General features: G+C 44.2%; 14 protein-coding genes. 12 read left to right on the forward strand and 2 right to left on the reverse strand.

Features of this window, described 5'->3' with window-relative positions:
• The first annotated feature begins 11 nt into the window (after nt 1-11).
• The 6 genes from T456_RS0102205 to T456_RS0102230 all read left to right on the forward strand — a co-directional run bounded on the left by T456_RS0102205 (nt 12) and on the right by T456_RS0102230 (nt 7,095).
• Complete coding sequence (locus T456_RS0102205) at nt 12-2,015, forward strand: serine hydrolase domain-containing protein (RefSeq protein ID WP_024864721.1); 2,004 nt, start codon at nt 12-14, stop codon at nt 2,013-2,015.
• A 110-nt stretch (nt 2,016-2,125) separates the two neighbouring features.
• The gene (locus T456_RS0102210) at nt 2,126-2,962 is read left to right on the forward strand and encodes a purine-nucleoside phosphorylase (RefSeq protein WP_024864722.1); all 837 of its coding nucleotides are present in this window, start codon (nt 2,126-2,128) and stop codon (nt 2,960-2,962) included.
• Between the two features lie 13 nt (nt 2,963-2,975).
• Nucleotides 2,976-4,280 carry an amidohydrolase family protein gene (locus T456_RS0102215; RefSeq protein ID WP_024864723.1) on the forward strand — a complete coding sequence of 435 codons (1,305 nt, stop codon included), beginning with the start codon at nt 2,976-2,978 and terminating at the stop codon, nt 4,278-4,280.
• A complete protein-coding gene (locus tag T456_RS0102220; RefSeq protein WP_024864724.1) occupies nt 4,281-5,966 on the forward strand; it encodes a MutS-related protein in 1,686 nt (561 codons plus the stop codon).
• A 19-nt stretch (nt 5,967-5,985) separates the two neighbouring features.
• Nucleotides 5,986-6,474: a ribonuclease HI gene (gene rnhA / locus T456_RS0102225; protein ID WP_024864725.1), complete on the forward strand. Its 489-nt coding sequence runs from the start codon at nt 5,986-5,988 to the stop codon at nt 6,472-6,474.
• A gap of 6 nt (nt 6,475-6,480) precedes the next feature.
• The gene (locus T456_RS0102230) at nt 6,481-7,095 is read left to right on the forward strand and encodes a metallophosphoesterase (RefSeq protein ID WP_024864726.1); all 615 of its coding nucleotides are present in this window, start codon (nt 6,481-6,483) and stop codon (nt 7,093-7,095) included.
• Between the two features lie 66 nt (nt 7,096-7,161).
• Here the strand turns inward: T456_RS0102230 and fsa are convergent, their stop codons facing one another.
• Nucleotides 7,162-7,815 (reverse strand): fructose-6-phosphate aldolase, encoded by a 654-nt coding sequence (fsa, locus tag T456_RS0102235; protein ID WP_024864727.1) that lies wholly within the window; start codon nt 7,813-7,815, stop codon nt 7,162-7,164.
• A 205-nt stretch (nt 7,816-8,020) separates the two neighbouring features.
• Here fsa and T456_RS0102240 point away from each other — a divergent pair, with 205 nt between their 5' ends.
• The 5 genes from T456_RS0102240 to T456_RS0102260 all read left to right on the forward strand — a co-directional run bounded on the left by T456_RS0102240 (nt 8,021) and on the right by T456_RS0102260 (nt 16,978).
• On the forward strand, nt 8,021-10,600 hold the full coding sequence (locus T456_RS0102240) for a heavy metal translocating P-type ATPase (RefSeq protein ID WP_024864728.1): 2,580 nt from the start codon (nt 8,021-8,023) through the stop codon (nt 10,598-10,600).
• A gap of 16 nt (nt 10,601-10,616) precedes the next feature.
• Nucleotides 10,617-11,054 carry a dUTP diphosphatase gene (locus tag T456_RS0102245; RefSeq protein ID WP_024864729.1) on the forward strand — a complete coding sequence of 146 codons (438 nt, stop codon included), beginning with the start codon at nt 10,617-10,619 and terminating at the stop codon, nt 11,052-11,054.
• A gap of 1 nt (nt 11,055) precedes the next feature.
• The gene (locus tag T456_RS0102250) at nt 11,056-13,494 is read left to right on the forward strand and encodes an adenosine deaminase (RefSeq protein ID WP_024864730.1); all 2,439 of its coding nucleotides are present in this window, start codon (nt 11,056-11,058) and stop codon (nt 13,492-13,494) included.
• A gap of 102 nt (nt 13,495-13,596) precedes the next feature.
• Complete coding sequence (gltX, locus tag T456_RS0102255; protein ID WP_024864731.1) at nt 13,597-15,060, forward strand: glutamate--tRNA ligase; 1,464 nt, start codon at nt 13,597-13,599, stop codon at nt 15,058-15,060.
• Nucleotides 15,050-16,978 (forward strand): ATP-dependent helicase, encoded by a 1,929-nt coding sequence (locus T456_RS0102260; RefSeq protein WP_024864732.1) that lies wholly within the window; start codon nt 15,050-15,052, stop codon nt 16,976-16,978. Before gltX ends, T456_RS0102260 begins: the two co-directional genes overlap by 11 nt.
• On the opposite strand, the gene T456_RS0102265 is transcribed toward T456_RS0102260, so the two are convergent.
• A complete protein-coding gene (locus T456_RS0102265) occupies nt 16,912-17,271 on the reverse strand; it encodes a DUF1292 domain-containing protein (RefSeq protein ID WP_024864733.1) in 360 nt (119 codons plus the stop codon). The two genes, T456_RS0102260 and T456_RS0102265, sit on opposite strands and share 67 nt — an antisense overlap.
• A 251-nt stretch (nt 17,272-17,522) precedes the next feature.
• On the opposite strand from T456_RS0102265, the gene T456_RS20945 reads away from it, so the two are divergent.
• On the forward strand, nt 17,523-20,315 hold the full coding sequence (locus T456_RS20945; protein WP_024864734.1) for a hypothetical protein: 2,793 nt from the start codon (nt 17,523-17,525) through the stop codon (nt 20,313-20,315).
• Nucleotides 20,316-20,749: the final 434 nt, after the last annotated feature.

Raw genomic sequence — 20,749 nt, forward strand, 5'->3', positions numbered from 1 at the left:
GTTATACATAAATGCCAAAAGCAGAACGTTACGTAGGGGAATTACTGTTAAAGCTCCTTGCCAGGGAGACCGGTGAGATCAGTAAGGTGGATTACAATCCACAGAAAACTGCATTTCACGGTCATACCTACACAGGAGAGACCGCACTGGAGCGGCGGTCACCGGAATCCCAGGGCGTAAGTTCTGCTTTTTTCTGTGATCTTTTAAGGACGCTTAACAGGGATAAGGGTTCCAACATCCATAAATTCATGGCCTTAAGACATGGCTATGTCATCGCCGAATGCGCCTTCGAGCCTTTCGACATGGATATGTGGCATGTATCCTATTCCATGTGTAAGAGCGTTGTGGGAATGGCAATCGGCATTTTGATAGACGAGGAGAAGCTTTCCCTTGACAGTAAGCTTCAGGATATTCTCGGATCCAGGCTCAGTCCTTTCGGATTCTTCAAAAAATCCATCACTGTACTTAATCTTCTTAATATGTCCGCAGGTGTTGAATTTAACGAAGCCGGAGCTCTTTCCGGAAATGACTGGAGAAAGAGCTATCTTGAATCAGCTCTTAAATTTGAGCCGGGAACAAAATTCGAATATAACAGCATGAATACCTACATGCTCTCTGCCATAGTGACGGAAATTACAGGAAAATCCCTCTTTGATTTCTGTAAGGAGAGGATCTTTGATCCTATGGGTATAAAAAGAGTCTTCTGGGAGAGCTGTCCCCAGAGCATAACCAAGGGCGGCTGGGGACTGTTCATAAGGGCCGAGGATATGGCTAAGCTCGGTCAGCTTTATCTGAATAAGGGCAACTGGAACGGAACTCAGATCGTCTCGGAAGAGTGGGTTGAAAAGTCCACTTCCTGGCAGATAGAGACCGACAGAGAAGACAACAAGCACTACGGCTTTCAGCTCTGGATAAACGATGACAGGCCCGGGTCCTATGCCTATAACGGAATGCTTGGTCAGAACGTCTTTGTTTATCCCGATATTGACATGGTCATAGTCACAAACGGAGGCAATCAGGAACTTTTCCAGACAAGCTCCATGGCTACCACCATCAGAAATTACATGAAGGACGTGATAAAGCCTTCGGATGAAGCACTTCCTGAAGACTTTTCAGCACTGACTCAGCTTAAGGCCCTGTGCAGATCCTTCGACGGAAGAAGCAGGTCTTTTCCCACCATCTGCAGTGGCGGCTGGAAAAACAGAAGCGTAAGGATGACAAAGGGATACAGAAGATCTGTGACAAAAACGCTTCCCGGAAGAGCTGAGAGCGGCACGGACATTCTTCTTAGGGCTGATGCAAGGAACGAGAAGCAGCTTCTTCACAGCTGGGTAAAGAACCTGGACGGACTGAAGTACGATTTTGAGACCCAGGGCCTTGGAATCTTTCCTTTGATGATGCAGATAGTCCACAACAACTTCACCGACGGCATAAGGAGCATATGCTTTAGGGTAACGCCGGAAAATGCCTTCTACATGGATGTATATGAAGGCGAGGCCATATTCAGGTTGAGGCTTGGCTTTGATGGCAACCATTACGTCAGTGACATCAATATGCACAGCGAGAACTACAAGGTGGTGATAAAGTCCTCGGTAAAAAGAGATGAGTATAACCGCATAGTTCTTAAGAATGATATCTACTATGTGGAGGAGGCATGTTCAAGATCCTTTAATATATACTTTGATCTTTCGGATCTTAACCGTATTGAACTTAGAATGACGGAGACTCCCGGAACGGGAATGCTGATGGAAGCCATGGACAACTTCAATATTGAAGGAGCAGGTCTTGAGTCAGCAATCATCAACAGGTTCATAAAGGGCGGTATGAAGAGCGTATTTACCGATGCCATCAAGAATATGCTTCAGCCTATTTTCTATGCAAACTTAGAGAACCCATATCTGGATATACCAATGGACCTTGGTGATGAGGCTGAAAGTGGTGAAGAAGTCAGTCAGGAGATGACAGATTCTGCGGTCCCGGAGGAGCCGGAAGATGAAGAAGGGGATATTACCTGAACATTAAAGACAGTAATAAGACCACATATATGCTATACTTAAACAGTATGTAAAAAGAGCTTTTGTATGAATTCATATTTTAAAATATCAGTAAAGAGAGGTGTATATTTATGGGAAATGCAGTTTATGAAAAACTTTTAGCCTGTAAGGAAGCTGTAAGAAAGGTAACAGACTTTGTGCCCGATGTGGCTCTGATTCTGGGCTCAGGACTTGGCAACTATGCCGAGAATATCAAGATCGAATGTGAGATCAGCTACAGAGATATCCCGGGATTCCCCGTTTCAACAGTACCCGGACACGACGGGAAGTTTATTTTCGGATATCTTGATGACGTAAAGATCGTATGCATGAAGGGAAGAGTTCACTTCTATGAAGGCTATGACATTACCGATGTTGTACTTCCCGCAAGACTCATGCATATGCTGGGAGCGAAGATTCTTTTCCTGACAAATGCCGCAGGCGGCCTTGGAAAGGGATTTTCTGCAGGTGATCTTATGCTGATCACGGACCATGTTTCAATCTTTGCGCCTAACCCTCTTATCGGCGCCAACCTTGATGAACTCGGACCCAGATTCCCCGACATGTCCAATGTCTATGACAAGGACCTTCAGGAGATCATTAAGTCCGTTGCCAAAGATAACGGGATCAAGCTTCAGGAGGGCGTATACTGCCAGCTTACAGGACCTTCCTTCGAGTCTCCTGCTGAGATCAGACTTCTTGCAGGCCTTGGAGTATCTGCAGTCGGCATGAGTACAGTAAATGAGGCAATTGCTGCAAATCACATGGGTATGAAGATCTGCGGCGTTTCCTGCATCAGCAATCTTGCTGCAGGAATCAGTGATGTTCCTCTTTGCCATGAGGAGGTTCAGGAAGCTGCGGATAAGGCGGCGCCTCTTTTCACAAAGCTCGTTACAGAGTCCATCAAGAGATTTAATACTATAGATTAACCGGAGAATAAGCATGAGAACCAGATTCTATAATGCAAGAATACTTACAATGCAGCCTGATCAGGACATCTTTGAGGGCGAAGTATGGGTAAGCGGTGACAGGATCATTTTTGCGGGAACGGAAAAAGAGGCTCTTGATTACTGCAATAGCCACAAGGATGCGATCCTTGTATGGGACAGGGAGATTGACTGTCACAGAAATCTTCTGATGCCGGGATTTAAGAATGCCCACACCCATTCAGCCATGACTCTTATGAGGTCAAAGGCGGATGATCTTCCTTTGCAGGACTGGCTTGGAACACAGATTTTTCCTGTGGAAGCCAAGATGACTGCGGATGACATCTATCACTTAAGCAAGATCGCCATAATGGAGTATCTTACTAGCGGCATGACTGCTGCCTTTGAGATGTATCTTACACCTTTTTCCGTAGCGGATGCTTTCAGGGACTGCGGCTTCAGATGCGTACAGACCAGCTGTGTCAACAACTTCAGCCAGTCAATCGAGCTTTTGGAGCGCTACTATAATGAGCTTAACGGAAGGGATGAGTACAATTCCTTTATACTTGGCGTCCACGCCGAATATACCTGTTCAAAAGAGCTGCTTCAGGAAGCTTCAAAGCTTGTTCACAAATATAAGGCTCCCTTCTGGCTCCATGTTCAGGAGACGGAATCCGAGACTCAGGAATGCATGGAAAGATACGGAATGTCTCCCGTGGAGTTTCTTGACAGCCTTGGACTCTTTGACTATGGCGGCGGCGGATACCACATGGTATGGACCGACAGGAAGGACTGGGAGCTTATGAAGAAGCGGGGGATTTACGTTGTTACCAATCCCGGCTCCAACACCAAGCTTGCCAGCGGCATAGCGCCCATATCAGATTACTTAAGGGAGGGAATTCCCGTAGCCATAGGTACGGATGGACCTGCCAGCAACAACTGTCTTGATATGTTCAGAGAGATGTTCCTGGTTACAGGACTTGCCAAGCTTCGTGACAATGATGCATCCAGCGTCAATGCCCTTGAGGTTCTCAAAATGGCTACCGTAAACGGGGCCCATGCCATGGGGCTTAAAGATGCGGACTGCATCGCAGAGGGCAAGCTTGCCGACATTATCATGCTTGATCTTTCAAGACCCAACATGCAGCCCATAAACAATATCAGGAAGAATATTGTTTACAGCGGCAGCAAAGAGAACGTGATGATGACCATGATAGGCGGCATTATCAGATACGAGAACGGCAAGTTCAATATCGGCGAGGAGCCTTCCAAGATCTACGAGAAGGCTGAAGAAATTTCAAGAAGGATTTACGGTAACTAAATGGAATCAATTACTATAATTCTGATCGTTCTGGCATTTATTGTTGTGGCCGCGGCACTGGGGCTTCGGGACAAACTGAACTCGGAAAAATATCTGAAAAACATACTGATAAAGAATTACGGCCAGCCTCCCAAGCGCAGCTACAAGGAAGAGGACATGGACCATGTGACGGGATACTACAAAAATCATCCCGCGGATTTCCAGATTGACGATACTACCTGGAATGACCTTAACATGGATGGCGTGTTTAAGAGGATGAACTACAGCCTTTCCGCAGCGGGAGAGGAATACCTGTATTACATGCTAAGAACTCCCGGGCAGACTGACGACTTTGAAAGCCAGGAGAAACAGGTACAGCTTCTTATGGCAGATGAGACCCTCCGTCACAAGTTTCAGGTGATCTTTAAGAATATAGGCCGTCCAAGCCGTTATTCCATCTATGATTATCTGGACTATCTTGAAAAGGGCAATGCCGGCAGGAGCAATTTGGTACATTACCTGTTGGATATCCTCCTTCTTGCTTCTATAGCCTTGTGCTTTTTTAATTTCGGGATAGGCTTTATATGCGTTCTTGCTGTTATGGCTGTTAACATCATAAGCTATTTCAGGATAAAATCCGATGTTGACCCTTATCTTGTGACCTACGGCTATATCATGAGAGTCATTAAATCCATCGACAGATTTTCCGGAATAAAGAACGATGAATTTAAGGCAGATATAGATGAGTTAAAAGACATATCCAGGGAGTTTAATGCCTTTAATGCAGGCTCATCTATAGTGATGGCTCCCATGGGCGGCGGTACAGGCTCGGGCAATCCCTTGGATCTTCTTCTGGATTACATCAGAATGGTCACTCATCTTGACCTTATAAAGTTCAATCAGATGTTCCGTGAGATCATGAAGAAAAAGGACAGGCTTGATAAGATCCTTGAGATAACAGGCCGCATGGACGCTGAGACTTCCATTGCCTGCTTCAGGGCATCCTTTGAGGGACATTACGTTCTTCCAAAGTTTAAAGGAGAAGAGTATAAGGGAAAAGAGCTGTGTCATCCCCTTATAACTGAGCCTGTTGCCAATGATATCTGCGTGAAGTCGGGAGTTCTTTTGACCGGATCAAATGCCTCCGGCAAATCGACTTTCCTTAAGACCTGCGCCATAAATTCCATAATGGCACAGTCGATCCATACGGTTCTGGGAAAAGAGTATACGGCTCCTTTCTACAGGATCTATTCCTCAATGGCACTCAAGGACGATATCTTTGAGGGCGACAGCTACTACATCGTGGAGATCAAATCCATTAAGAGAATCCTGGATGCGGCAGCAAAAGAGGGTAACAAGGTTCTTTGCTTTGTTGACGAAGTCTTAAGGGGAACCAATACCGTGGAGAGGATCGCTGCGTCAACACAGATTCTGAAGCGCTTTGCAGCAGCTAATGTTCTGTGCTTTGCCGCAACCCATGATATTGAGCTGACAGCTCTTTTACATGAGGAATTTGAGCTGTATCACTTTGAAGGAAACGTTACGGATAACGACGTTAAGTTTGACTATAAGATAAAGACAGGGCCTGCCACCAACAGAAATGCCATTAAGCTGTTAAAGGTTCTTGGATATGAGGACAGCATCGTGGAAGATGCTCAGAATATGGCGGATAATTTCCTCTCTACAGGCACCTGGAAAAACAAATAATCGATAAGAAGGTAATTACATGAAGGTTTCAATATACTCCGACGGCTCCGCAAGGGGAAATCCCGACGGCCCCGGCGGATACGGCACAGTGCTTAAGTACACGGACCCAAAGGGTGAGCTCCATGTCAAGGAGATAAGCGCAGGCTACGATAAGACCACCAACAACCGCATGGAACTTATGGGAGCCATCGTCGGCCTCGAGGCTTTAAACAGACCCTGCGAGGTGGAGATGATCTCGGATTCCAAGTACGTTATAAGTGCATTTAATGAGGCGTGGATTCCAAAGTGGATCATGAACGGATGGAAGACTGCAGGCAAAAAGCCGGTTAAAAACGTTGAGCTTTGGAAGAGGCTTTTGGAGGCTGCAAAGCCCCATAAGATAACCTGGACCTGGGTGAAGGGACATGCGGGACACCCGGAGAACGAGCGGTGCGATGAACTTGCTACAACTGCGGCGGACCAGCCCTTTGAAATGCTTTTGCATGATGACGGCGGAGATTTAAGGTAATACCAAATGATCTATTATATTGCTGATTGTCATTTCTTCCACGGTGCCCTTAATACCAAGATGGATATGAGGGGCTTTTCCGATGCGGAAGAGATGAACGAATACATGATAAATAAGTGGAATGAACGGGTTACCGCTTCGGATACCGTCATTGTTGTTGGAGATCTCTCCCTTGGGAAGGCCAATGAGACCAATGAGCTTTTAAAAAGGCTTAAGGGCAAGATATGTCTTATAGTGGGGAATCACGACAAGTACTTAAAGTCTGAGGAATTTGACGCAGGCCGGTTTGAGTGGGTGGATAATTACCGGGAAATAACTGATTCCCAGAAGCAGGTAGTACTAAGTCATTATCCAATCATGTTTTATAACGGACAGTACAGGCTTCGCCACAACAAGACGCCAAAGACCTATATGCTCTACGGACATGTTCACGAGACCAGGGATGAGGTGCTGTTGCAAAAGTTTATAAAGGAGATTCAGGCCACCGAGTATTATCCCATACACAGTGAGCACCAGAGCCTTATTCCCTGCAATATGATCAACTGTTTCTGCAAAAGATCCGACTATACGCCACTAACACTTAATGAATGGATAGAGCTTAATAAGAAATATCAGAACTAAAAAAGCTTCACCAACCATGTAGGAAGGTGAAGCTTTTGTTTATATTCACAGACAAATGCTTATGTATTACTCACCGAATACTGCAAGATAGTCCTTCTGGAACTTCTCGATACCTGCATCTGTAAGAGGGTGATGTGTCATCTGCTCGATTACCTTGTAAGGCACGGTTGCGATGTCAGCACCTGCAAGAGCGCAGTCTGTTACGTGCATAGGGTTACGGATTGATGCAGCAATGATCTCTGTCTGGATGTTGTGGATGTTGAAGATCTCAGCAACTTCTGAGATGAGGTCTGTTCCGCGAACACTGATATCATCAAGTCTTCCAAGGAAAGGACTTACGAATGCAGCGCCTGCTCTTGCGCAAAGAAGAGCCTGGTTTGCTGTGAAGATAAGTGTCATGTTAACCTTGATTCCTTCACTTGAAAGAACCTTGCAGGCCTTAAGTCCCTCAACTGTCATGGGGATCTTAACAACCATGTTCTTGTGAAGCTTTGCAATCTCTCTTCCTTCAGCGATCATGCCCTCGGCATCAGTTGTTGTAGCCTTAACCTCTCCGCTGATAGGTCCGTCTACGATAGAAGCGATCTCTTTTACCACCTCATATACATCGCGGCCTTCCTTGGCGATGAGAGAAGGGTTAGTAGTTACACCGCAGATAACTCCCATGTCATTAGCTTTTCTGATCTCTTCAATGTTGGCTGTGTCGACAAATAATTTCATAAATCCCACTCCTTTTATAAGCGTTTATTTTGTAATTACCAGATACTATAATAGCACTATTTTTTTATATGTAATCATTATTTTTTGCTGTATTATAATCATATATATAAATTGTTTGCAATTTAATAGAATATGAGTTATTATACTCGTGACTGTTAAACCATGCTAACATATTAATATAAGTAAACTTAAGAAAGAGATAATTATGGATAAATATAACATTACAGGCATGAGCTGCGCCGCCTGCCAGGCCAGAGTAGAGAAGGCTGTAAGTGAGGTTAAAGGCGTAGATACATGCAATGTAAATCTTCTTACAAATACAATGGCGGTGGAGGGAAGCGCCACTAAAGATGAGATCATTAAAGCGGTGGAGAATGCCGGCTACGGAGCAGCATCCCTTGAGGAAAAAAGCTCTGAAGATATCCTTAAGGATACGGAGACTCCAAAGCTTAAAAAGAGACTTATCCTTTCGGTGGGATTTCTCCTTGTTCTTATGTACTTCTCCATGGGACACATGATGCTTCATTTTCCTGTGCCCTCATTCATGCATAACAACATGATGGCTATGGGGATGGTGCAGATGTCACTGACCATTGTTATCATGTACATCAACAGAAAATTCTTTATCAGCGGTTTTAAGGGCATGATTCACGGGGCACCCAATATGGACACGCTTGTGGCTCTTGGAAGCGGAGCATCCTTTATATACAGCGTATTTGCCATGATAAGCGGCAAGGACGATCTGTACTTTGAATCGGCTGCCATGATCCTTACACTTATCACTGTAGGTAAAATGCTGGAAGCCATGAGCAAAGGAAGGACCACGGATGCCATTAAGAGCCTTATGAAGCTTGCTCCCAAGACTGCAATTATCATTGACTCCTATGGTAAAGAGAAAGAGGTATCGATCGAATCGGTCAAGGCAGGCGATATCTTCGTTGTGCGGCCCGGAGAGAGCATCCCGGTGGACGGAATCGTAATAGAGGGTAACAGTGCTGTCAATGAAGCGGCCCTTACAGGTGAGAGCATTCCCGTTGATAAGTATGTGGGAAGCGAGGTCTCTGCTGCTACCATCAACAGCTCAGGATTCATGAAATGCAGAGCTACAAGGGTGGGAAAAGATACAACGCTTTCCCAGATCATACAGATGGTAAGCGACGCTGCTGCTACAAAGGCGCCTATAGCAAAGATAGCCGACAGAGTATCAGGTGTGTTCGTGCCTGCGGTTATAGTGATAGCTCTTTTGACCATTGTAATATGGCTTCTGGTGGGAGCAGACTTTGGCTATGCGCTGACCAGAGGCATTGCAGTTCTCGTTATAAGCTGTCCCTGTGCACTGGGACTTGCAACACCTGTGGCCATCATGGTTGGTAACGGAGTAGGCGCAAAGAACGGCATCATGTTCAAGACAGCAGCGACCCTTGAGAATACAGGAAAGACTCAGATTGTGGCTCTTGATAAGACAGGCACCATCACAGAGGGTGAGCCTGTTGTAACAGATGTATTTACTCCCGATTCCATAACAAGAAGCGGATATTCACTGATAAACGAGTCGGAGAATAAGCTCCTTAAGATAGCGGGGCTTCTCGAGAAAAAGAGTGAGCATCCTCTCGCAAAGGCTGTTGTATCCTATGTGGGTCCCGGCGAGATCTACTACGATGACCTGGATGAGGATGACGAAGAGGAAATCGACGATATCACTGATTTTGAGGTACTTCCCGGTCACGGACTTAAGGGAAAATATCACGGTCATGAGGTAATCGGTGCAAGCCTTAGGTATATCGAGAAGATAGTAAAAATCCATCCTGAAATAAGGGAGAAGACCGAAGGACTTGCGGCTCAGGGCAAAACACCTCTTTGCTTTGCCATGGATGGCAAGCTTCTTGGTATCATAGCTGTTGCGGACACCATCAAAAAAGATTCCGCAAAGGCTGTTAAAGAACTCAAGGACATGGGAATCCATGTTATAATGATAACCGGTGACAACTTAAAGACCGCACGGGCTATCGGAGATCAGGCCGGAGTTGATGAGATAATCTCGGAAGTTCTGCCTAAGGACAAGGAAGCCATTATAAGAAAGCTCTCTGAAACCGGCAAGGTTGCAATGGTTGGAGACGGTATAAATGATGCACCTGCACTTACAAGAGCAGACACCGGAATTGCCATAGGAGCCGGAACCGATGTTGCAATAGATGCGGCGGATGTAGTTCTTATGAAGAGCAATCTTGTGGATGTGGCTGCTGCCATCAGGCTTTCAAGGGCAACACTTCGCAATATCCATCAGAATCTTTTCTGGGCATTTTTCTACAATGTGATCGGAATACCTCTTGCAGCAGGAGCATATATACATGCTTTCGGATGGGAACTTTCTCCCATGTTCGGAGCCGCTGCAATGAGTCTTTCAAGCTTCTTTGTGGTAACAAATGCTCTAAGGCTCAATCTTTTGAAGATCTATGATCCTTCCGGGGATAAGCCGGTTAAGGGCAGTGATGAAATAAGCGTTGCAATCGACAACATGACAAAAGAGGAAACTCTCAGGAATAAACAAGCAAATGAAAGTGAGGAAATAAAAATGGCAACAAAGACAATCAGAATCGAAGGAATGATGTGCGAGCACTGTGAGGCAAGAGTTAAGAAGGCTCTTGAGGCTATCGACGGTGTTGCAAGCGCAAAGGCAAGCCACACAGATGGAAATGCAGTTGTGGAGCTTTCATCCGAGGTTGATAACGAAGTCCTCAAGGGAGCAGTAGAGGATCAGGATTATAAAGTTCTTGAAATACTTTGATAACGGGGAACGGGAGATGGAAAAAAGTATTAAGATCAAATATTTTAATGATAAGCTTGAGAAACTGGAGTATATAGACGGAAAGTCAGACTGGATCGACCTTAGAAGTGCCGAGGACGTTGACCTTAAGCAGGGTGAGTTTAAGCTGATTCCTTTAGGAGTTGCAATGGAGATACCTGAGGGGTATGAGGCTCATGTTGTACCAAGAAGCTCAACCTTCAAGAACTTTGGCATCATTCAGGTAAATCACATGGGCGTCATCGACCATTCCTACTGTGGTGACAATGACCAGTGGTTTGTCCCTGTACTTGCCATGAGAGATACCCATATAGGCTTCAACGACAGGATAGCTCAGTTCAGAATCATGGAAAATCAGCCCCATATCAATTTTGAGATATGCGAGCATCTTGAAGGCGCAGACAGAGGTGGATTCGGTTCTACGGGAACAAAATAATATGACTTATTTCACATGTTTTTTTCTGGATAATGAAAAAGATATTATTGTAAGCCTATATAAAAATCTGGACAAAATGTTCTATGTTCTGGAAACACCCAATCACGGCACAGGCAATCTCATTAGAAACATTGCCAAGATCTGCCGCCAGAAGGCTTCCCAGGATGAGAACGGCAAACTCATAATCGTGGGTGAAGTTCCTTGCTTTATCGATGCCGCCAACGAAGAGAGCTATATCTTTTCCCTTGGCGGCACTGAGATTGCCTATATATATCCGGACGGAAGAGTCGATATGAAGGCGGGAATCCCTGCCATTGCAAAGACTTTAATGAGTCAGACCAAAGACTTTTCCCTTGATCCGGACAAGACCATATTCAAGACCCATGTCAAAAAAGATCTGAAATTCCGCGCGGATCTTCATACTCATATGAACGGAAATCTTCCCGGGGACATTCTGATCGCCCTTGGGATTTATCATCAGATAAGATACCCTCTTTATTACATCAAAAAACTGGACTTGAAACTCACTGAACAGCAGTGGCTTAAAATCTATGCCCAAAGGGAAAAGGTTGCAAGGCAGTTTGTATCCTCGGGCCTTACAGGGAAATACCTGGACAGAAGGATCAACGACAATACCTTTATAAACTTTGCCGACCTTATCCTCAATAACCTGGATAATGCAGAGATGAATATCGTCAAGATAAGAGGGTCACTGGCTGTAATAAAGGACGGACAGGCCGTGTTCACCAATCTTGAGAAGGTGTATCTGTATCGATATGTCTTTTGCAAGGGAATAGAAAGTGAGTCCAAAATAGAACTTACAAACGTTGATCAGATTCCTGATGAGGATGTTAAAAAAGCTCTGAAGCAGATGCTTCGCGACAATGAGACTTTGGAGTACTCCTTTAATACGCTTTTCCAGGACAAGCTCCTTTGGATCGCCAGAAATTACAGAAAACAGGGTGTTTACTACGCGGAGATCAGTGACACGACCCTGGTAAAGAAGTACGAATCCATTGAGATGCTTCGCCAGGTCCATCAGGTAATGCCTGACATCTACAAGGAAACCGGCGTGATGATCAGGTTTCTTGCAGCCATGCGAAGGATTCCTTTAACTATTGTAAAAGACGCTGTGACTCCCGAAAACTATCTTGAGCAGAACCTTGAGGTTCTAAAGGCCACGGCCCTTGACCCTTACGTTGCAGGCTGTGATTTTGTGGGTGAAGAGATAAATGACATCATTACCTTAAAGCCCGCCTTTAAGGAGATTGTAAAGATTGCCGCCGATGACCCGAGTTTTGTTATAAGGGTTCACGCAGGAGAAAACGACTCTCAGAAAGACAACATTGCCCACAGTATATCCTGTGTAAAAGACTCACTGGCACCCGGACAGCCCATGCCAAAGATGAGGCTTGGCCACGGACTTTATACCTACAGCCCTTCCTCAGGCAAGGGAAAAGAGGTATTAAAGCAGCTCAAGGAAAACAATGTGGTACTGGAGTTCCAGATAACCAGCAATGTGCGCCTCAATAACCTTAATTCTCTTGATAATCATCCCCTTAAGGCCTATATAAAGCAGGGAATAAGATGTGTTCAGGGAACCGACGGCGCTGCGCTTTACGGAACCTCATCCATCGATGAACAGCTTTCCCTGGAAAAGATGCTGGGACTATCGGAAGCTGAGTTTAAGCTGATGAAGGAAGCCGAGAGCCAGATAATAGAAGAGGGTCAGAAATCCTACTCGGATAAAAAAGCAAAGTTTGAAAAGCTTATAGGAGACGGAACCATAGAGGAAGCTCTTCTTAAGAAGATGACCACGGTTAAGATTGCAAGGGCCATAAAGAGGGAAGATAAGCTTGATGCCAATACTGAGCTTAAGGATATGATAAGCGAGATATCCTGGGACCGTTACCCGATAGTACTTCTGGGAGGCAGCTTTAATACGGAGAAAAGAGCTACCAGAGTAAGCCCAGCCGGTGCAAAGCAGCTTGAGGATCTCATGGAATTTTTAAATCCCGAGGAAGTGTGCTTTGTTATAGGGCATAAGCTCTCCGGATATGAGAAGTATATTGTTGAGCATAACAAAAAGGAATTCAGGATCTATGCGGTTGTACCGTCCCTCATAACCAGAGCCGAGGCCGACAAGCTGAAAAAAGCAAGAGTGCTTATAAGGGTATCTACGGAGTCCCAGGGAATGGGAATATATAAGAGCTTTAACTATGAGATATTTGAGCGAAGGCCATCTGCGGTTATCGCCTTCGACGGAAACAGCGCCGCTGCAAATCTTATACAGGAAGCCAAAAACGGCAAGGGCCGCTCAGGCATCTTTGTATGGAATCAGTCAAAGACTTTGCAGCAAAAGGCCAAATCACTTCAGGGCTATGTAAATACCTTTGATGCGGAGAATTCTCTGGTGTCCATAATCAAGAAGCTTATCTGATTTACTTGTCTTTTTTGATTATTGTGCTAGAATATCAATGGCCCTTCAGCGATGTCTGCAAGGGTCAAAATTTTCATTTTTTTAAAGAAACGGAGACCGAAAATGGTTAAGATTCGTACCAGATATGCGCCTTCACCTACAGGACGCATGCATGTGGGAAACTTGAGAACAGCGCTTTATGCTTACCTTATTTCCAAGCATGAAGGCGGTGACTATATCCTCAGAATCGAGGACACAGACCAGGAAAGATATGTGGAGGGTGCCACAGAGATCATCTACAAGACTCTTAAGGACACAGGACTGATCCACGATGAAGGTCCTGATATCGGCGGACCTGTCGGACCTTATGTACAGAGCGAGAGACAGAAGGCCGGCATCTATATGCAGTATGCAAAAGAGCTTATCGATAAGGGCGAGGCATATTACTGCTTCTGTGATGAGGAGAGACTTAAGACTCTGGTCCAGAAGATCGAGGTTGACGGAGAAGTTAAGGAGATCAGTGTATATGACAAGCACTGCCTCCATCTTTCCAAGGAAGAGGTTGAGAAGAACCTTGCTGAGGGCAAGCCTTTTGTAATCAGACAGAATAACCCCACAGAGGGAACAACAACATTCCATGACGAGCTTTACGGAGATGTAAGCGTTGAGAACAAGGAACTGGACGACATGATCCTTATCAAGTCCGACGGATATCCCACTTACAACTTTGCCAACGTTGTGGATGATCACCTTATGGGAATCACACATGTTGTAAGAGGTAATGAGTACATTTCCTCATCACCCAAGTACAACAGACTTTATGATGCCTTCGGATGGGAGGTACCCAAGTACATCCATTGTCCTCTTATCACAGATGAGGAGCATCATAAGCTCTCCAAGAGATCAGGACATTCATCCTTTGAGGATCTTATCGAGCAGGGATTTGTAGCTGAGGCAGTTGTTAACTTTGTAGCACTTCTTGGCTGGTCTCCCGAGGATAACAGCGAGATCATGAGCCTTCAGGATCTTATCGAGAAGTTTGATTACAGACGTATCAATAAGAGCCCTGCGGTATTTGACTTCACCAAGCTCAAATGGATGAACGGCGAGTACTTAAAGAAGATGGACGAGGATGTCTTCTTTGAGCAGGCACGTTCTTACCTTGAGAAGGCTATCAAGAAGCCTCTTGACCTTAAGAAGATCTCCAACATGGTTAAGACCAGGATTGAGATCTGGCCTGATATCGAGCCCATGGTTGACTTCTTTGATGAGCTTCCCGAATATGACACAGCCATCTATGCTCACAAAAAGATGAAGACAGACAAAGAGTCTTCCCTTAAGGTTCTTAAGGAAGTTCTTCCTCTTCTTGAAGCACACGAGGATTATACAAACGATGCCCTTTATGCAGCTCTTTCAGAGTTTATCAAGGAGCATGAGTACAAGAACGGATATGTTCTCTGGCCTGTAAGAATTGCCGTTTCCGGCAAGGAGATGACTCCCTGCGGAGCAACAGAGCTCATGGAAGTCATCGGCAAGGAAGAGACAATAAAGAGAATCAAAAAAGGAATTGAATTACTTGAACAATAACAGCTTAAATGCGGCGCAGCTGCAGGCTGTATGCCACACCAAAGGCCCTGCCATGATACTGGCGGGGCCGGGCAGTGGCAAAACCTTCGTTATAGTGCGTCGCCTTCAATATCTGATCGAGGAATACGGAGCGGATCCTTCCTCTATCCTCGTCATTACCTTTACCAAAGCTGCTGCCATAGAGATGCAGTACCGTTTCATAAAACTTACGGATAGTTCTTATCCTGAAGTGTCTTTTGGAACATTTCACTCTGTCTTTTACCGCATTATCAAAGATTCTTCCGGCGGTGGAAATTCACAAATAGAAATAGCAACTGAAAAGATAAAATACGAGATCATCAGGGATGTGATGGCTTTTTTGCTGCGTCAAAAAACAATGGGCAAGGAAGAATACGAAAATGCCCTTGAGCAGATCCCGGAGATTCTTTCTGAAATCTCAAGACTTAAAAACATGGGCTATGACCCTTGCGATTGCAATGAGGGCGTACCCCTTCGGCATTGCTTCAAGGAAGTATTTGAGGGTTATAACAAAAAGCTTGTTGAATTCGGAAAGATAGATTTTGATGATATGATCGCAAGATGCCATGACCTTCTTGTAAACAACAGAAGTATTCTTGAAAAGTGGCAAAAGAGATTTGAATATATTCTCATCGATGAATACCAGGACATCAACAGGATGCAATACAAGGTGGTAAGACTTCTTTCGGGAGACAGGAATAACCTATTTGTTGTGGGAGATGACGATCAGTCCATATACGGATTCAGGGGCTCTGACCCGTCCATAATGCTGGGCTTTGATAAGGAATTTCCCGGGCAGGAGCCTATTGTAGTTAACCTTAATATGAACTACCGCTGCGGAAAAGAGATAATAAATGCCGCGCTTCCTGTGATAGAGGCGAACACCTTAAGGTATAAGAAGCAGCTTACAGCAGCAGACAGTAACGGCCCGGGAAAAGTCATTGCAAGAAGGTATGAAAGCAAGGATACACAAAATCTGCAAATAGTTGATTTTCTAAAAAAGCATATGGATGAACTTGACCGTATAGCGATTCTTTACAGAACGAATTCTGAAGCGAAAGCTCTTTCGCAGATACTCATATCAAATAAAATCCCTACTAATCTTGACGAAGAAAGCAAAGCCCTTTTTGAAGAGCCATGCGTAGTGCTTTGCGGAGCCTATATTTCTTTTGCCTGTGACGGGAAAAAGAGAGGAGATTTCTACAGGATAATGAATCAGCCAATGCGTTACATTACAAGAGACTGCGCAAGAGGCGAGACTGTTAGGCAAAAGGAGATTGTCGATTATTATAAGGGGAATTCTGCTAGGATAAATACCGTCAAAAAATTCTTCAGGGAAATCAACATGCTGGAGCATTTAAGACCTGCCCTGGCGGTTAGATTCATAAGAAAGAGCATTGGGATCGATAAGCTGTTTCCGGGGAAAACTGAGGTTTTGGATGAGTTCCAGAAAAAGGCTGCTGAATTTGATGATATGAGGATGTTTATTGCCTGGATGGAAGGTGAGAAGGAGAAGCTTTCTGAAAGAGGTTTTGAAAAGAAGAATAATAAGATGAGTGGCAAAAGAATTAAGCTTCTTACCATGCACGGATCAAAGGGACTGGAGTTTGATATAGTGTGGCTTCCGGATCTTAATGAGGGAATCATTCCTGCAAGAAGCGCAGTGACTCTGTCGGAGATAGAAGAAGAGCGCCGGATGCTCTACGTAGCCATGACAAGAGCAAAACAGGCGCTCATAATGAGTTATGTTACAGGGACAAAGGAAAGTCCCATGATGCCCACAAGGTTCCTTCGTCCAATAAAAGAGCTGTGGGATAAAAACTACGGTAAAAATCAGACCTCTTCGGAACCTTCTTCAGGAAGTTCTACAAGCTCATCGAACTCTGCATCGTCAAGATAGAGATCGAAAGCCTCGGCAACTTTCTCATATTCATCATCTTCAGAAATGTATCCAAGTTCCGGATCTTCTTTCTGATTCTCCCAGATGAATTCGTAAAACCATACATTTCCGTCATTGTTCTGTCCGTTTTCGTCAAGAGGGAGCAGAACTATGTAATCTTTGGATTCCACGGTAAGAACTATCATGGGAGCGCAGCTTATAAGCTTTCCGTCGTCAAGTTCAATATCGACAGTGCCCTGGTCCCCATTTTCTATTCTGGTGTTCATTTCTATGGCATTCTTGGAAAATTCCATACCGTCCTCCTTAAAGTCAAGTATTTATGATTGATTCATGGATTCATTATAGCACAAATGCAATGAATAGGGGAGTTTTCGGGATTCAATGAAAATTAAAACGTTTTAGTGCAATGATAAAATTAAATTGCGAACAAATTGTGCATTATACACAAATCGAAATTTGAATATTGTAAAAAATGAATTATCGTGATAATATTTCAAAGTCGTTAGCATAAAAACGTTTTTATTTTTCTGAGAGGTATTTTTCCATGAGTATTAAAAGCAATAAAAAGAAAGAGAATTTAATCATTAAAACAGTCAGGATGGCTTTGACATTCACACTTCTTTTCAGTGTGGCAGCCAATCAGGGAAATATGGTTGCATATGCACAGGCACCTGAAGCTGCCTACTTTATCAGCGAAGCAGAATCCGATCAGGAAACAACTAAGAATGAAGAAACGGCTGATGACAAAAAGGCTGATGAAACAGATAAAGAAGACAAAACATCTGATGATAAGAAAAACCATGAGACAGACAAGGATAATGTGAATTCATCAGATGATAAGAATGACAAAAATGATGATGCGGATTCTGACGATACAGATGAGGCAGATGATACAGATACAGATGCAGATGAAAATGCAGATAAGAATACAGATACAGAAGACGAAGTCTTAAAGAATGATCTTAAGAAAGATGCAGTAAAGCTGTTTGAGGCCGGTGAGAACACTCTCTATGTTTCTTCAGAGCAGAACATCAAAGAAGGTGATGAGACTATCCTTGGACTCAGGGATGCGTTAAGAAACGCTGCTGAGAGTATCACATTGTCAGAAGATATCACAATTTCCCACGGATATATCATTGTCGGCGAGAGTGCCGGTGAAGGTGATCATAACATTGTACTTGATCTTAACGGTCATACCATCACAGTAGAACACGGTACTGCAACTTTTGCGGTAAACAATGGAAATACTATTACCGTAAAGAACGGAAACATTGTGGGTGCCCAGACGACAGAGAAACCCAGACCTGTATTTGAGTGCAACAGCGGATCAACAGTGATCATTGATTCTGTAAAAGTTGAAAAAGTAAGAAACGCCGTAGAAGCAAACAATGCATCTCTTACAATCAAGGACTGCACCTTTGATGGCAACTCATCCTCCGGTGACGGCGGAGCCATGAATATCAGAAAGACAGATTTCAAGGCTGAAGGAAATAATCTTTTTGTAAATAACCATGCAAATGGACAGGGTGGAGCCGTCCAGTTTACCGATATGGGAACTTTCACTCTGGAAAACATGACCTTTAAGAACAATTCTTCAGGTTCCGAAGGCTGGGGAAGCGGTGGCGGAGCAGTTAAAGTCTCCGGCGAGAGCAATATGACCATCGATAAAGGTGTAGTATTTGAGAACAATTTCGCAAACGGAAGCGGCGGAGCTGTTCTGTTTGGCGGAAAAGAGCTTGTTATAAACGGAACCTTTAAGGGAAATATTGCCCAGCATCATGAGGGCGGAGCTGTTTCAATAATCGGAAACGGATGGGAAAACGGAAACCTTGCATCAATAGAGGGCGGTCTTTTTGAAGACAATATGTCCGGATACGATAAAGACGGCAATCCCGATCCTTCTTACGTTGACTGGGGCGGAGGAGCTATTTTTGTTTCGGATTCTTCAACTCTTAATGTTCCTGCAGATGTGCTTATTACAGGCAACCATTCAGGCGGCTTTGGAGGCGGTCTTGCAGGATGCTCCACAGGAAGAGTCTTTGTATTTGGCGATGAGAACAGTAGCGCAATGATCTTCAACAATCAGGGCGGAGATCCCGAAGATATCCATCTTTCCGGCAACGGCTCCTACAAACATGAAGATCATGAGTATGCAGCTTCAAATGAGACCTTTATGAGCAGCGGATACGATGATTATTTCTGTGCTCTTAACAGTGTTGTTTCAAAGAATGTATTTGGAGATGCTGCTGTAACAGGCTCTGTTGATCAAAAAAAAGTATCTTCTGATGATAAATTGTATGTTGCAAGCTACGTAACAGGTATCACAGCAAGCCTTGATAACGGACAGGCTCCTTCATCAGCTTCTATAGTTATCAGAAACAATACTTCATATACTCATGGCGGCGGAATTCTCTGCAACGGATATATTGTTATGGGAAATCCAGGATCTGAGAAGCTTTCTGTTGGAAAGTCACTGGAAGTAGACGCATCAAAAGAGCTGCTTGATAAAGAGGGAACAAAGGTGTCATCTCTTGAGGGACATGAATATACCTTTACAATCAAGGATGAGGAAGGCAATACCGTACTTACCGGAACCAACGATGAGAATGGAAAAGTAGATTTCGGCGGAAGACTTTCCTTTGATCAGACCAACTATAAAGAGAATGGAGTTTATAAGTATTATCTGACTGAGGGTGAGGTTCCCCAGGGAGATAATGTTGATGGTGTTCCTGTTGAAAAGGACAAATCCGTAATCAGGATCGAAGTTTCAGTTGTAAAGAATGAAACTACTCAGAATGTAGGTGGAATTGACTTTGCTACGGATAAATATGAAATATCGGGAATTCAGGTTTACAGAGTTTTTGAAGATGGAAGTGAAGAACTTATAGAGAGCAGCTTCACTGCCAACGACGAGATGTATGCAGATAAGCTTGATCTGTCTGTTTCCGGAGCAACCTTTACAAATAAAACTCATGAAGACCCGGAGGAGCCCAAAGACCCTGAGACTCCTGAGGATACCAAAGATTCTGAAACTCCCGAGGATCCCCAAACACCTGAAGATCCCAAAACTCCTGAGAATCCTAAAACTCCGGAGACTCCAAGGACTCCCGAGACTCCTTCAAATCCCGAAGAGCCTGATGTTCCAGAGGTACCTGATCTATTCCAGGTATTTGGCGCAAGAAGAGAGTATGTAGATTCTCTTGAAAGCCCTGCGGTTCTCGGCGCCAGAAGAGCGGCAACTTCCGATGAAGCACAAAGCGGAAGACTTCTTGTGATCGCAGTTTTCGCCTTTGCCTTTATGATGCTTCTTCGCGCAGGCAAAAAAACAAAGTCTTGACGTTAACCAGGTTATCAATAATAAAAATTGCCGTAAAGAACACTAATTACATTTTTCATGTATCTGATGCCTTAGTATCGGAGGATGAAAGATGAGAAAAGAGCAATATGGTAATCATATTATGGAGACAGGCTCAATAATCGGGCCTGTCTTTTCTTTGTCTTTGGATTATCATGTCCGGTACAGACTGGCCTGCAGATCGCGTAATTAAATATGTGGGAGGAATTATATGACTGCGTAATTTAGATATGCAAGGCGAATATACAAGATTACGATGCTTTCTGCAAGGGGGTTCCGACGCAATTGTCTGTAGTGAGGCTTTGCGTCGGTTAAATTGACGAAATAACATGCGGATGATGCAGAACGAAAACGGTATTGGTCAAGTCCTATATGTGGTGTAAATTGATTCCTGATATAAATGTTGTGGCTGTGTC

It is taken from the genome of Butyrivibrio sp. FCS014, from assembly GCF_000526935.1.
GTDB lineage: Bacteria > Bacillota > Clostridia > Lachnospirales > Lachnospiraceae > Butyrivibrio.